The 12,746-nt window shown below is 72.3% G+C and carries 10 protein-coding genes; 8 read left to right on the forward strand and 2 right to left on the reverse strand.

The genetic code is table 11. The annotated features are described in order from the left end of the window. Positions 1 to 136 precede the first annotated feature (136 nt). The 4 genes from ACIQJT_RS19815 to ACIQJT_RS19830 all read left to right on the forward strand — a co-directional run bounded on the left by ACIQJT_RS19815 (position 137) and on the right by ACIQJT_RS19830 (position 3,863). Positions 137 to 1,063: a ScbA/BarX family gamma-butyrolactone biosynthesis protein gene (locus ACIQJT_RS19815; protein ID WP_402645087.1), complete on the forward strand. Its 927-nt coding sequence runs from the start codon at positions 137 to 139 to the stop codon at positions 1,061 to 1,063. Between the two features lie 70 nt (positions 1,064 to 1,133). After that, on the forward strand, positions 1,134 to 1,784 hold the full coding sequence (locus tag ACIQJT_RS19820; protein WP_053853052.1) for a ScbR family autoregulator-binding transcription factor: 651 nt from the start codon (positions 1,134 to 1,136) through the stop codon (positions 1,782 to 1,784). 101 nt (positions 1,785 to 1,885) lie between these two features. Continuing rightward, positions 1,886 to 3,037, forward strand: a complete 1,152-nt coding sequence (locus ACIQJT_RS19825; RefSeq protein WP_402645090.1) for a damage-control phosphatase ARMT1 family protein — start codon at positions 1,886 to 1,888, stop codon at positions 3,035 to 3,037. 73 nt (positions 3,038 to 3,110) lie between these two features. Further along, positions 3,111 to 3,863 (forward strand): class I SAM-dependent methyltransferase, encoded by a 753-nt coding sequence (locus ACIQJT_RS19830; protein ID WP_402645093.1) that lies wholly within the window; start codon positions 3,111 to 3,113, stop codon positions 3,861 to 3,863. Here the strand turns inward: ACIQJT_RS19830 and fxsT are convergent. Beyond that, the gene (gene fxsT, locus ACIQJT_RS19835; protein ID WP_402645095.1) at positions 3,821 to 7,024 is read right to left on the reverse strand and encodes an FxSxx-COOH system tetratricopeptide repeat protein; all 3,204 of its coding nucleotides are present in this window, start codon (positions 7,022 to 7,024) and stop codon (positions 3,821 to 3,823) included. The genes ACIQJT_RS19830 and fxsT overlap by 43 nt on opposite strands. A gap of 129 nt (positions 7,025 to 7,153) precedes the next feature. After that, positions 7,154 to 8,410: a cytochrome P450 gene (locus tag ACIQJT_RS19840; protein WP_402645098.1), complete on the reverse strand. Its 1,257-nt coding sequence runs from the start codon at positions 8,408 to 8,410 to the stop codon at positions 7,154 to 7,156. A gap of 437 nt (positions 8,411 to 8,847) precedes the next feature. Here ACIQJT_RS19840 and ACIQJT_RS19845 point away from each other — a divergent pair, with 437 nt between their 5' ends. From ACIQJT_RS19845 to ACIQJT_RS19860, 4 genes are all read left to right on the forward strand, one after another. Next, entirely contained in the window at positions 8,848 to 9,831 is a 984-nt protein-coding gene (locus ACIQJT_RS19845; RefSeq protein WP_402645102.1) for an ABC transporter substrate-binding protein, read from the forward strand. Positions 9,832 to 9,911: 80 nt separating this feature from the next. Further along, positions 9,912 to 10,724: an ABC transporter permease gene (locus ACIQJT_RS19850; protein ID WP_402645104.1), complete on the forward strand. Its 813-nt coding sequence runs from the start codon at positions 9,912 to 9,914 to the stop codon at positions 10,722 to 10,724. Positions 10,725 to 10,825: 101 nt separating this feature from the next. Next, complete coding sequence (locus ACIQJT_RS19855) at positions 10,826 to 11,749, forward strand: ABC transporter permease (RefSeq protein ID WP_402645107.1); 924 nt, start codon at positions 10,826 to 10,828, stop codon at positions 11,747 to 11,749. A 56-nt stretch (positions 11,750 to 11,805) separates the two neighbouring features. Further along, positions 11,806 to 12,594 carry an ABC transporter ATP-binding protein gene (locus ACIQJT_RS19860; RefSeq protein ID WP_402645696.1) on the forward strand — a complete coding sequence of 263 codons (789 nt, stop codon included), beginning with the start codon at positions 11,806 to 11,808 and terminating at the stop codon, positions 12,592 to 12,594. Positions 12,595 to 12,746: the final 152 nt, after the last annotated feature.

Raw genomic sequence — 12,746 nt, forward strand, 5'->3', positions numbered from 1 at the left:
CCCCTGCGCCACGTTCGGATCTCGTCCGGTCTCGATCAGGTCTCATTGAAAACCGACCGGAATCCCTCGTACTCTATCGCTCACCGGCACGGGAACCTCACCGTCCGTCATCGCTTCGGAGGAACGAGGGGGAAACATGCCAGACTTACGGCGGTTCGCGCAGGCCCGGCCCGGCTCCGGACCTCTGACCGCGACCGTACCCCGGGAGTTCGTGCACCGCGTGGCCGTCGCGGAGATCCTCCTCACCGGGTGGACCAGGACCGACGCGGACCGGTTCACCCTCACCGCCCAGTGGCCGCGCGCCCATCAGCTGCACGTGTCCCCGGATCGTTCCGCGTATGAGCCGCTGCTGGTTGCAGAAACGGTCCGCCAGTGCGGGGCGCTGCTCGCCCACGCGGCCTACGAGGTCCCCCTCGACCACTGCTTCGTCCTCCAGGAACTGCGGGTCGACACGCGCCCGGAGCACCTGGCCGTCGGCGCCGTCCCCGCCGAACCCGTCGTCGACATCACCGTCCGGGAGGTCCGCCGCCGCGCCGGCCGCGCGGCCGCCCTGCGCTACGACGCCGCCGTACGTCTGGGCGGTGAACGGGTCGCGACCGGCCACATCGCCGTGACCTGGACGAACGCGTCCGTCTACCGCCGACTGCGCGGAGGGCGCAGCACCGACGTCGGTGCCCTGCGGCTGCCGCTCCCGCTGCCGGCGCCGCTGCCCGCCGACAGGGTGGGCCGAGCCCTCGCCGCCGACGTCCTCCTCTCGTCCGCCGACCGCCCCGGCCGCTGGCGGCTCCGCGTCGACACCTCCCACCCCGTCTTCTTCGACCACCCCCTGGACCACATCCCCGGCATGCTCCTCCTGGAAGCCGCCCGGCAGGCCGTACGGGCGCACGGCGGGCCGGAGCTCCGGGTGCCGGCGTCGTTCCACGCCACGTTCCAGCAGTACGCGGAGTTCGACGAGCCGGTCTGGATCGAGGTGAGCGAGGAGGACGGCACCGACGTACAAGTCGCCGCGCGGCAGGGGGAGTCGGTGGTCTTCGCCTGCACGGTGGGCGCCGCCGCAGGGTGAGATATCGTGTACAGCGAGTAAAAAACAAACGGCATGACCCGTTCTTTTCCGTACCAGGAGTGTGCAGTCGATGCCGAGGCAGTTACGCGCTGAACAGACCCGAGCGACGATCATCACTGCCGCCGCCGATCTGTTCGACCGTCGCGGCTATGAATCGACCAGTCTGAGCGACATCGTCGCGCACGCCCAAGTCACCAAAGGGGCGCTGTACTTCCACTTCGCGGCCAAGGACGATCTCGCGCACGCGATCATGGAGATCCAGTCGCGGGCATCGCGACAGCTCGCGGGCGACGTCGACGCCCGGGGGTACACCTCGCTGGAGGCGCTGGTCCGCATCACCTTCGGGATAGCCCGGTTGTCGGTCGAGGGACCGGTGCTCCGGGCCGGACTCCGGCTCGCCACCGGCGGAGTCGAGGTACGTCCGCCGCTGCGGCACCCGTTCACGGAGTTGCTGGACATGGCCACGGGCAAGCTGCTGGGGGCGGTCAAGGAGGCCGATCTGCACCCGGACACCGATGTGGACGCGGTGGCCCACTCCCTGGTGTGCTTCTTCGTCGGGACGCGGGTGGTGGGCCGGCACCTGGAACCGCTGGGGCGGCAGCCGCGGCGGCTCGCCGAGATGTGGCACGTGATGATCCGGGGGCTGGTGCCGGTCCCTCGGCGGGCCCGCTACCTGGCGCTGGTCAGCCAGTTGGAGCAGGAGGCCCGCAGCGGCGGCTGAACGCCGTCGTCGCCGGCAGGGCAGGTCTCGCGCCCGGTACGCCCACGCCGTCAAAGCGCACCCGCACCCGGTCCCGTCCCCCGGGTGACTACAGTCGCGGCATGTCCCGCAGCGCAGACGTCATCCTCGGCAACGAACCCGGCTCCTTCCCGCACGGCGTGCTCGCCGAGCGGCACCCCGCAATCATCCGGCAGGTCCGGGAGAGCTTCCCGTACGGCCCCACGCAGCACCGCGCCCTCGACGCGCTGCTCGAAAGCTGCACCAAGGGCGTCATCGAGCCGCTTCCCGGCGGGGCGTGGGGGGAGTGGGGGATCGACGCCTGCGCAGGGCGCTCCTGGTTCGACGTGCCGTGGCTCTGGTCAGAGAGCTACTTCTACCGGCGACTCCTCGACGCCGTCGGGTACTTCGTGGACGGGCCCTGGCGCGGCATCGACCCGTTCCGGCCCTCCAAGCTCGCCGAACTCGACTCCCGCGAGACCGACGAGGAACTGGCCGCGCTGGACGGACTGGCCGCCCTGCCCGTCGAGGAGCAGTGGACGGCCCTGCTGCACGGCTCGCTCTGGGGGAACCGTGCCGACCTTGGGTTCCGGCTCTCCGACCAGGCCGCCGAGAGGCGGGACGCCGTACCGGACCTGGTCGCCGACGACAGCGACCGCCTACGGACCCTCCTCGACGGAGCCGGCACCCTCTGCCTGATCGCCGACAACGCCGGACGCGAACTGATCCCCGACCTCCTGCTGGTGGCCCACCTCCTCGAACACGGCCGGATCGAGCGGGCCGTACTGCACGTGAAGCCGCACCCCTACTACGTCTCCGACGCGACCACCGCAGACGTGGTCGACGCGCTGCGCCGGCTCGTGCGGGCACCGGGGGAGGCCGCGGCCTACGGACGCCGGCTGTGGGACGCCATGACCGACGGGCGGCTCGACGTCCGCGCGCACCCGTTCTCCTGCGCCCCGCTGCCGTACGCGGACATGCCCGCCGACCTCCGCGCGGAGATCGGCGCGGCCTCGCTCACCGTCCTGAAGGGGGACCTCAACTACCGGCGCCTGGTGGGCGACCGGTGGTGGGCGCCGACCACGCCGTTCGCCGACGTGACCGCGTACTTCCCGGGGCCGGTGGCCGCCCTGCGCACCCTGAAGTCCGACGTGGTCACCGGGCTCGACGGGCGCACGGAGACCGCGCTGACCGAGGCGGAGGGGCAGCGCTGGCGGACGAGCGGGACCCACGCGCTCATCCAGGTCCGGCCCTGAGGAGAGTTATGCTGCCGACTTGTACCGGTGGGCTGCCACACGTCCCGCCGACGGGCAGCGAAAGAGGACGTCATTGACCCCGCGGTACCTGAGCAATCCTGGGGAGCCCGTCTACGACGTGGACGCGCGGCGCTATCTCGACGTCACGGACGCCCGCGACGAGGCCGACCTGCACGACGTGTTCACGGACATCTACCGCACCAACCGCTGGGGTTCCGACGAGACCCGCTCCGGACCGGGCTCCGAACTCCAGCGCATGAAGCGGGTCATCGCCCAACTCGGCGCTCTCATCTCTGACTTGGGCGTCCGCTCGGTCCTGGACGCGCCGTGCGGCGACCTGAACTGGATGCAGCACGTCGACCTGCACGGCGCCTCCTACCTCGGCGGGGACGTCGTCGAGGAGCTCGTCACCGCCAACCGCGCCCAACACCCCGCCTCGGAGCGGGAGTTCCAGCTCCTCGACTTCACCGCGCAGCCCGTGCCGCGTGTCGACCTCATCGTCTGCCGGGACGCCCTCGTGCACTTCTCCTACCAGCACGTGGTGGAGGCGCTGACCCGTTTCCGGGAGAGCGGCTCGCGCTATCTGCTCACCACGACCTTCTCCCGGACGTCCGCCAACACCGACATCGTCACGGGCTGGTGGCGGCCCATCAACCTCCGGCTGGCGCCCTTCGAGCTGCCGGAACCGCTGCGGATCATCGGCGACGAGGAGTCCGACGACTTCTACGACGACAAGGTGCTCGCCCTGTGGGACCTCGCACAGATCCCCGCGCACTTCCCGGGCTACGAGCCGGTGGCCGCCGAGTCGGGGTCCCGGGGCGCCTGATCCTCGGCGCGCAGTCGGGCGAGGGCCTCGCGGGCGGCCAGGGTCCGCGGATGCCGTAACCCCAGCACTTCCTCGCAGGCCGCCCGCACCTCGCTGAACTCGGCCTCCGCAGCCTCCAGTTCGCCCTTGAGGCACAGCAGGTCGGCCAGGTTGTGCCGTACCGACAGGGTCCCCGGGTGCCGGGGCCCGAGCGTCTCCACGCAGTCCGCGAGCACCGTCCGGTACTCCGCCTCCGCCTGCTCGACGTGCCCGCGCAGATGCAGGACGTGCGCGGCGCCGTGCCGCACCGACAGGGTGAGCAGGTGCTGCTCGCCGAGCACGGTCCGCCGGGCCTCGTAGACCTCCCTGAACTCCCGCTCCGCCGCGGCCAGCCGGCCCTGGTCCTTGAGCAGGTCGGCGAGGTTGTGGCGGACCGCCAGCGTGCCAGGGTGCCGGGGGCCCAGCGTCTCCACGCAGTCCGCCAGGACCGTGCGGTACTCGGTCTCGGCCCGGTCGGTACGGCCCCGCAGGTGCAGGACGTGTGCGGCACCGTGCCGCACCGACAGGGTGAGCAGGTGCTGCTCCCCGAGCACCTCCCGGCGCGCCGCGTACACCTCCCTGAACTCCGCCTCGGCAGACTCCAGTTGGCCCCGCTCCATCAACAGGTCGGCGAGGTTGTGCCGGACCACCAGGGTGTGCGGGTGCATGTCGCCGAGCAGCCTGCGCTGGACCTCGAAGACCTCCCGGAACTCGCTCTCCGCGTCGGTGGGCCAGCCCCGGTCGCGCAGCACGGTGGCCAGGCCGTGCCGGGCGGCCACGGTCTCCGGGTGGTCCTCGCCGTAGGCGTCCGCGCGCAGCCCGAGCACCGCACGGAACTCGTGCTCGGCCTCCACGAGCAGGCCGCGGTCGCGCAGGACGTCCGCGAGGTCGTGGCGCACGGCGAGGGTGATCGGGTGCCGCTCGCCCAGCACGTCCGCGCACACCCGCAGCGTCTCCCGCAGCTCCTGCTCGGCCTGCCGGAACATCCCGCGCTCGTGCAGCACCTGGGCCATCTCGTGCCGGGTGACCAAGGTGTCGGGATGGTTCGCGCCGAGGGTCTCCCGGTAGGCGTCCAGGAGCAGCCGGTACTCCTCCTCGGCCTCCGCCAGCAGCCCCCGGTAGCGGGCCATCCAGGCCACGCCCTTGCGGGCCGCGAGGGTCCGGGGGTCGCGCTCGCCCAGCAGAGCCCGGCGCGTGGCGTGCACCGCCCGGTACTCGGTCTCCGCCTCCACCGGGCGCCCCCGGCCGTTCAGCAGGTTCGCGAGGGCGTACCGGGCGTCGGCGGTCTCGCAGGCCGCGTCGCCGAACAGGGCGCGCGTGTCCTCCAGCACGGTGCGCAGCAGCGACTCCGCCGCCGGCAGCCGGCCTCGCAGATGGAGCAAGTGGGCCGCCGCGGACCGCACTTCGAGCGCGTCCGGGTCGCGGGGACCGCACGCCAGCACGACCGGCTCACACGCCCCGAGCACCTCCTCGGCCCGGTCCAGCCAGCCCCGCCGGATCAGATGCCGGGCCCCGGCCGCGGCGGCCCGCAGCGCCTTGGAGACCAGTTCGTCCGCCGCCTCGTAAGGGTCGCCGATCAGGGCCAGCGGGGCGTCGCAGTGCGGGAGCAGCAGCCGCCAGCGCGGCCAGTCGCGCGGGTCGTCCTCGCTGAGCTCGGCGGTGGCGCAGACGACCAGGTCGGCCACGACGGCCGCGTACTCCCGCATGTGCTCGGCGAGGTCCCGCTGGAGCCGGCCGGCGTCCCGGACGAGCGGGTGCATCAGGAGGGTGCGGGCGTGGTCGTCGCCACCGGGCGGGGTGTGCAGTTCGATCAGCCCGAAGTCGGCCAGCGAGGTGAGAGCGGTGAACAGCTCCTGGGGCGTGACGCCGGGCAGCAGCGAGGAGTCCGCCAGCCGGTCGGGGCGCAGCAGGTCCACCAGCGGCACCGGCGCCTCGCCCAGACAGCACAGCAGCCGCATCAACGGCCGGGCCTGGACGATGCCCCGCCGCTCCAGGAGGTCCAGCGACAGTTCCCAGGTGCCGGTCACCGGCACGGAGTAGTTGCTGCCCTGCTGCCCGGGCGGGTGCTCGTCGAGGAGTTCGGTGAAGCGCTCGTCGAGGGCCACCCGGTAGTCGGCGTACGTCCGCACGGTCGTCGTGCCCGGCCAGGCGGGGAACGCCGAGGCCGCCGCGAGATGCGAACCCGCGATGCGCAGTGCCAGCGGCAGCCCGCCGAGCCGCCGGGTCAGCAGCCGGGCGTCCTCACGGGAACCGGCCCGCTCCCCGGCCAGGTCCCACAGCACCTCGGTGGCGTCGTCCTCCTCCAGGGCGTCGACCGAGTGCAGCGTGGCCCACGGACCCCACGTCGTCGGACTGCTGTCCCGGCTGGTGATCAGCACCAGCCCCGGGAGCTCCGCCGCGGGCCGGATCCAGCCCCTGCCCTCCGCCAACCGCCCGTAGGGCGCGAGGTGTTCGGGCTCGTCGGCGTTGTCCACCACCAGCAGCCAGGGGCTCGCGGTGTCGCACAGCCGCCGCCACAGCAGGTCGGTCGCGCTCGAACGCCCCGACCAGGCGCGGTCGATGAGGTCGGCAGGGGTGCCCAGCGATGCCACCACCTCGCGCATCCCGGCGCTCAGCGTGGCGGGGTTCTTCGCCGTCACCCACCACACGTCGACGTTCAGCGCGGCGGCGTAGGCGGCGATCTCCAGGGCGACGGTCGTCTTGCCGCTCCCGCCCATGCCGTGCAGCACCCGTACGCCCGAAGTCGGCTTGCCCACAAGCTGTTTGAGCGTGTCCAGGAGTGCCTCACGGCCCCGCACCCGGCGGTCGAGCCGGCCCAGGGGAGGCGCGACGGTCAGCGCACCCGGGGCACGGGCGGGCTCCAGCGGGGCCTGGGTGTGCTGCACCTGGATGAGGACCGGGCGCGCGAGAGCGGAGAACTCCTGCACGAACTCGCTCAGCAGACCGGACAGCGCCGGGTCCTGGGCCAGCAGGGCGCGCAGGGTGGTGTCCCATTCCTGCCGCTGCTCCCGCAGCAGGATCTCCTGCCGGGCGGGCGGTGCCGCGTCGAGCGCAGCGCGTGCCCGGTCCAGCCGCTCTACGTCCTCCCGGCGCAGGAACCGGGCCATCCGCTGCCGCGCCGCCTGCCATGCGTCCGTGGTCATGAGCCCGACCATCGTGCCCGCTGCCGCGGCGGCGGTCTGGGTGAACAACTCTGCCCCGAACATCGAGGACCCCCCTGTCGGCACACACCTCGACGGTTACGTCCGAACCCCTCTCCCGTTCTCAGGTTCTCATGTCACGTGGACGCGCAGGGACTTGATTCCGTTGATGAAGTTCGACACGAGACGTCGGGGTGGCTCGGCGACCCGCGGCGCGGGCAGCGCGCGCAGTGCCTCCCGGTAGAGAACGCGCAGTTGGAGGCGGGCGAAGTGGGCGCCCAGGCAGACGTGCGGGCCGTCCCCGAAGGACACGTGCGGATTCGGTGTGCGGGACGGCTCCAGCCTGTCCGGCGCCTCGAACACCCTCTCGTCACGGTTGGCGGAGGCGTGCAGGACGACCACCTTGTCCCCCGCGCGCACCTGCTGCCCCGCGAGTTCCGTGTCACGCACGGCCGTACGGCGGAAGGTGAGCACGGGCGGGTGCCAGCGCAGCAACTCGTCGACCGCCGGAAGGAGTTGCCCCGGGTCGGCGCGCAGGCTCCGGTACACCCCGGGGTGCTCGGCGAGCGTCAGGAGCCCGCCGGGTGCCGCACTGCGCACGGTGTCGTTGCCCGCGACGGTGAGCAGGAAGAAGAACATCTCCGGCTCTCCGTCGACGAGTTCGCCGTCATGGGCGAGCGTGGTCATGACGTCGTCGGCCGGGTGCCGCCTCTTGTGCGCTGCCAACTGGCGGGCGTACCCGAACATGTCGGCCAGCATCGCGGGCGAACGCGGATCGACCGGCCTGCCCTCCCCGTCGAGCACTCCGGGACCGGCCTCGTCCGGGTCCTGGTAGCCGATGACCCGCTGCGTCCAGTGCAGGAGGAGTCCCCTGTCACTGTCCGGGACCCCCAGCAGATCGGTCAGGTTGAGCAGGGCGTAGTCGTCGGTCACGGCGGAGACGAGGTCGACGGTGCCGTCCGTGGCGCGGGCGGTGCGCAGCGCGCCGGCGAAGAGGTCCCGCGCCCGCTCCTCGGCCACCGCGGCGAACCGGTCGACCCGGCCACGGGTGAAGGCCCGGCTCACCGTGCGCCGCAACCTGCCGTGCTCCGGCGGGTCCTGATTGAGCATCATGCGCCGGATGAAGGGCAGATCGGCTGGATCGGGGTCGCGGATCTGGGTCGCGCCGAGGTGCGAGGAGTACGTCGTCGAGTCCTTGAGCACCCGCACCACGTCCGCGTGCCGGCTCACCGCCCAGAAACCCGGTCCGGCCGGCCAGCCCAGCACCTCCGGTTCGTCCTGCCAGGCCACCGGGTGGTGGTCGCGCAGGACGCGATAGGCGTCGTACGGAATCGCGTCGGCGTACTGACGGGGGTCGAAGACGTCGGGGACGGGCGGGGCCTGGCGCATGCGACCACGGTGGCCTGCGGTGGGCGGCTGGGCAAGGGGCGGGTGGCGGGCGTCGGGGTCGCCTTGTCGCGTCGGGTCCGGGGCTGAGGAGGCAGGCGCAGCGCTCGGGGGCTCGGGGGGCAGCGGGTAGGGAGGGGGTAGGGCTCAGGTGTGAGGGGGCTGGGATTCGGCCACGTCGACGGCGCCGACGGCGGGGCGGATGCTCGTACGCCGGGCTGCGAGACTGTCGTACGGCCGCCCGTGCGGACCGCCCGGCGGTGCGGATCCGCTTCTCCGGCCGGGCGCGCGAGGAACCCGGCAGGTCACCGGCGCGGCGGGCGCGCCGCGCATCACCGCCTGCTCGCCGCGGACGCAGTCCTTTCGCCTTTTCCCAAGGAGCGACGATTCGGCTGACCTTGATGTAGTGATCATGCCAATCGGTCGGCCATCATGCCCGGATGACGGTGGGAGCGGCGTTACGACCTTGGCGTTCGGGAAGCGGGAAGGCGGCGGCCGCCGCGGCCGTCCTCGTGCTGGTGCTCGCGGGCTGCGGCGGGGACGGGGACTCGTCGTCCTCGGGCGGCGGGCGCGCGACGGTCAGGGTGGCCGCGCTGCCCCTGAGCGACTGCGCCATGCTCTACATCGCGCAGGAGCGCGGCCTCTTCGAGAAGGAGGGCCTCGACGTGCGCGTCCAGCAGATCCAGCAGAGCCTCCAGGCGCTGCCCGCCCTGTCCAAGGGGCAGATCGACATGGTCGCGAGCGCGAACTACGTCACCTACTTCCAGGCCCAGGACCAGGGCACCCTCGACATCCGCATCGTCGCCGAGGCCATCCGGGCCGCGCCGCGCATGATGGACGTGCTGGTGCCGAAGGACTCCGACATCAAGACCGTCGCCGATCTCACGGGCCGGAAAGTCGCCGTAAACGTCCTCAACAACGTCCAGTCGCTGACGTTCGACGAGATCCTGGCGAAACAGGGCGTCGGCCGTCCCGTCTACCGCCAGATCCCCTTCCCGCAGATGGGTGCCGCGCTGGACAAGGGCCAGGTCGACGCCGTGCACGTCGTCGAGCCCTACGACAGCTCCATCCAGGACGAGCTGGGGGCCAGGGTGCTGGTCGACGCGGCGTCCGCGCCCGTCGAGTCGATCCCGCTCAGCGGGTACATCACGACGAAGAGGTTCGCCGGGAGGAACGCCGACGCGCTCGACCGGTTCCAACGCGCCCTGAAGGCGGCCGTGAAGCTCGCCGACGCCGATCCGTCCCTGGTCCGCGAGGTGCTGCCGACGTACACCAAGGTCACCGAGGAGCAGGCGGAGAAGATCGACCTGCCGGTGTATCCGGCGACCGTGGACGCACAGCAGATCGCCCGGCTCACGGCGCTGATGGAGAAGCGGAAGATGCTGAGGAAGCCGGTGGATCCGTCGACGCTGCTGGTGAAGTGAGGGGCGGATGTCGATGAGGGGGCGGGTGTCGATGAGCGGCGTGTGTCGACACGGAGCGTGAAGGGGCTGGGCGTGAAGTGATGCGGCTGCGACCGCGACTGAGGGATCGTCAGGAGCTGTGGCTCGGCCTGCTCGGCATCCTGCTCGCGTTCGGCGTGTGCGAGGCGGTGAGCCGGGCCGGCCTGGTGCGCCGCAGCTATCTGCCGCCCGCCTCCGAAGTCGTGGCCCGTGCCGTCGAGTTGGCGGGCGACTCAGTCTTCCTCGACGGGATCGGCGTCACCCTGCGGGCCTGGGCGCTGGGGCTCCTCCTCGCCTGCGCGATCGCCGTACCCCTCGGGCTGCTGCTGGGCAGCGTGCCGCTCGTCGACGAGGCGGCGCGGGCGATCGTGGAGTTGTTGAGGCCCCTGCCGTCCGTCGCCCTGATCCCTCTCGTCTCCCTGCTCCTAGGCTCCGGCACCGAGACCGAGGTCGCGCTGATCACCTACGCCTCGGTGTGGCCGATCCTCTTCAACACCGTCTACGGTCTGGGCGAGACCGATCCCCTCGCCAAGGACACCCTGCGCGCCTTCGGGTTCGGCCGCCTCACGGTCCTCCTGCGCGCCGAACTCCCCGCCACGGCACCCTTCATCGCCGCCGGCATCCGCATCTCCGCCGCCGTCGCCCTCATCCTCGCCGTCGCCACGGAGATCCTCTCCGGCTTCGGCGAGGGCCTCGGCATCTTCATCGCCCAGGCGGGCCTGGCCACGGACGGCACGCGGGACGTCCTGGCGGGCGTGGTGTGGGCGGGCGCCCTGGGCCTGGTCATCAACGGGGCGCTGGTGTGGGGGGAACGACGACTGTTCCCGTGGACACCGGAACACCGGGAGACGGCTGGACGGGGGATGAGCCGATGAGCGGGGCGGGCGGGGGTGAGGAGGGGCGAGAGAAGGCCGCGGGGGAGCCGCGCGGGGCGGGCTCGTCGTGGTCTTCCACGGGGCCCGGGGGAGAGGCGCCGGTGACGGAGCCACCCTCCCCGTCCCCACCCTCCCCGCCACCGCGCAGCTCGACGCACCCGGGGCCCGCCCAATCAGCGACCCACCACTCGCCCAACCCCCACCCGCCGTCCTCCCCGAAGTCCCTCGCACGTCCCCCCGGTGCCGTCACCGCCCACCCCGCACTCCTCCGCTGGCCGGCTCTGGTCCTGGCCGTCGGCGTGTGGGAGTCGGCCACCCGCGTTCGCGGCAGCGTCTACTTCCCGCCCCCGGACCGCATCGCGCGCCACGTGCACGAGCTGTGGTTCGACGGGCCCGCCCGGCACCTGTTCCTCAGCGCGGCCGCCGTGGACGACATCCTCCCCAGCCTCGGCCGGATGACCGCCGGGTTCGTGCTGGCGGCCGTCGCCGGGATCGTGCTCGGAGTCGTGGTGGGCCGGTCACGGCGGGCGTACGCGCTGGCGAACCCCGTCCTCCAGTTCGCCCGGGCCGTCCCGCCTCCGGCCCTGGTCCCCGTCTTCGTCGTGGTCTTCGCCTTCGGCACCCCGATGCAGATCGCCTCGATCACCTTCAGCGCCGTCTGGCCGGTGCTCGTCAACACCGCGGCCGGCGTCCGCAACACCGACCCGCTGCGCCTCGACGTCGCCGCGGTCCTGCGCCTGAACACCGCCGAACGCCTGTGGTTCCTCGTCCTGCCCTCCGCACTGCCCCGCATCTTCGCCGGGCTGCGCCTGAGCCTTTCGCTCTCCCTGATCCTCATGGTGTTCTCGGAACTGCTGCCGGGCACCGCGAACGGCATCGGCTTCACGCTCACCGAGGCCCAGACCCGCTCGGACCTGCTCACCGTATGGGCGGCCCTGGTTCTGCTCGGCGCCCTCGGCTACCTGCTCAACACCGGCCTGCTGGCGGTCGAGAAGCGGCTGACCGGCAGGGAGAGGGCCACATGAGCCACAGCAGCCACCCGAGGCACGCGCCCCAGACGCGGGAACAGGGAACCGACCGCATGCTCCAGCTCTCCTCCGTCGGCCAGCACTACGGCGACCACCAAGTCCTTCACGACATCACCCTCACCGTCCCCGCGGGTCAACTTCTCTGCGTCGTCGGCCCGTCCGGCTGCGGCAAGTCCACACTGCTGCGGACGATCGCCGGGCTCCTCCCCGCCCGCGAGGGCACGATCACCATCGACGGCGCCCCGGTCACCGGCGTCCCCGACCGCCTCGCCGTCGTCTTCCAGGACTACGGCCGCTCCCTCTTCCCCTGGCTCACGGTCCGCGACAACGTCGCCCTGCCCCTGCGCCGCCGCGGCCTCGCCCGCACCGAACGGCGTGCCGAGGCCGAGCGCATCCTCGACCGTGTCGGCCTGTCCGGTGCCGCCCGCCACCACCCCTGGCAGCTCTCCGGCGGCATGCAGCAGCGCGTCGCCATCGCCCGTGCCCTCGTCTGCCGCCCCACCCTCCTCCTCATGGACGAGCCCTTCGGCTCCCTCGACGCCCAGACCCGCGAGGACCTGGAGGACCTGCTCCTGGAGGTCCACCGCACCGACGGCACGACCATCGTGTTCGTCACGCACGACATCGACGAGAGCGTCTACGTCGGCGACCGCGTCGTCGTCCTCTCCCCGGGCCCCGGCTCCCGGATCGTCCTGGACCTGCCGGTCCGGCTGCCCGGTGACCGCGACCAGATCGCCACCAGGGGACTGCCGGAGTTCGTCGCACTGCGGGCGGAAGTCGGGCGGGCGGTCCGCCACCAGGGCGCGCGGGACGACCACGGCAGAGAAACCCAGGACCGCTGACCCCCTTCCGGTGACCTCCCTCCGGTGATGTCCCTCGGTGAACTCCTCCCGCCCCTCCCAACGCCGCAACTTGCGCCCGGAACTCCCGAGTTCGATCCGGATTCACGCGATGGTGTGATCATGTGTGCCCCGGCGGATGGCCGCGGAGAGCC

Origin of the sequence: Streptomyces sp. NPDC091972 (assembly GCF_044756385.1) — a bacterium.
Taxonomy (GTDB): domain Bacteria; phylum Actinomycetota; class Actinomycetes; order Streptomycetales; family Streptomycetaceae; genus Streptomyces.

What these genes read in the sequence shown, in the direction of transcription:
- ACIQJT_RS19815 (WP_402645087.1), top strand. Translation starts at nt 137, where the DNA reads ATGCCAGACTTACGGCGGTTCGCGCAGGCCCGGCCCGGCTCCGGACCT.
- ACIQJT_RS19820 (WP_053853052.1), top strand. Translation starts at nt 1,134, where the DNA reads ATGCCGAGGCAGTTACGCGCTGAACAGACCCGAGCGACGATCATCACT.
- ACIQJT_RS19825 (WP_402645090.1), top strand. Translation starts at nt 1,886, where the DNA reads ATGTCCCGCAGCGCAGACGTCATCCTCGGCAACGAACCCGGCTCCTTC.
- fxsT (WP_402645095.1), bottom strand. Translation starts at nt 7,024, where the DNA reads ATGACCACGGACGCATGGCAGGCGGCGCGGCAGCGGATGGCCCGGTTC.
- ACIQJT_RS19840 (WP_402645098.1), bottom strand. Translation starts at nt 8,410, where the DNA reads ATGCGCCAGGCCCCGCCCGTCCCCGACGTCTTCGACCCCCGTCAGTAC.
- ACIQJT_RS19845 (WP_402645102.1), top strand. Translation starts at nt 8,848, where the DNA reads ATGACGGTGGGAGCGGCGTTACGACCTTGGCGTTCGGGAAGCGGGAAG.
- ACIQJT_RS19850 (WP_402645104.1), top strand. Translation starts at nt 9,912, where the DNA reads ATGCGGCTGCGACCGCGACTGAGGGATCGTCAGGAGCTGTGGCTCGGC.
- ACIQJT_RS19860 (WP_402645696.1), top strand. Translation starts at nt 11,806, where the DNA reads ATGCTCCAGCTCTCCTCCGTCGGCCAGCACTACGGCGACCACCAAGTC.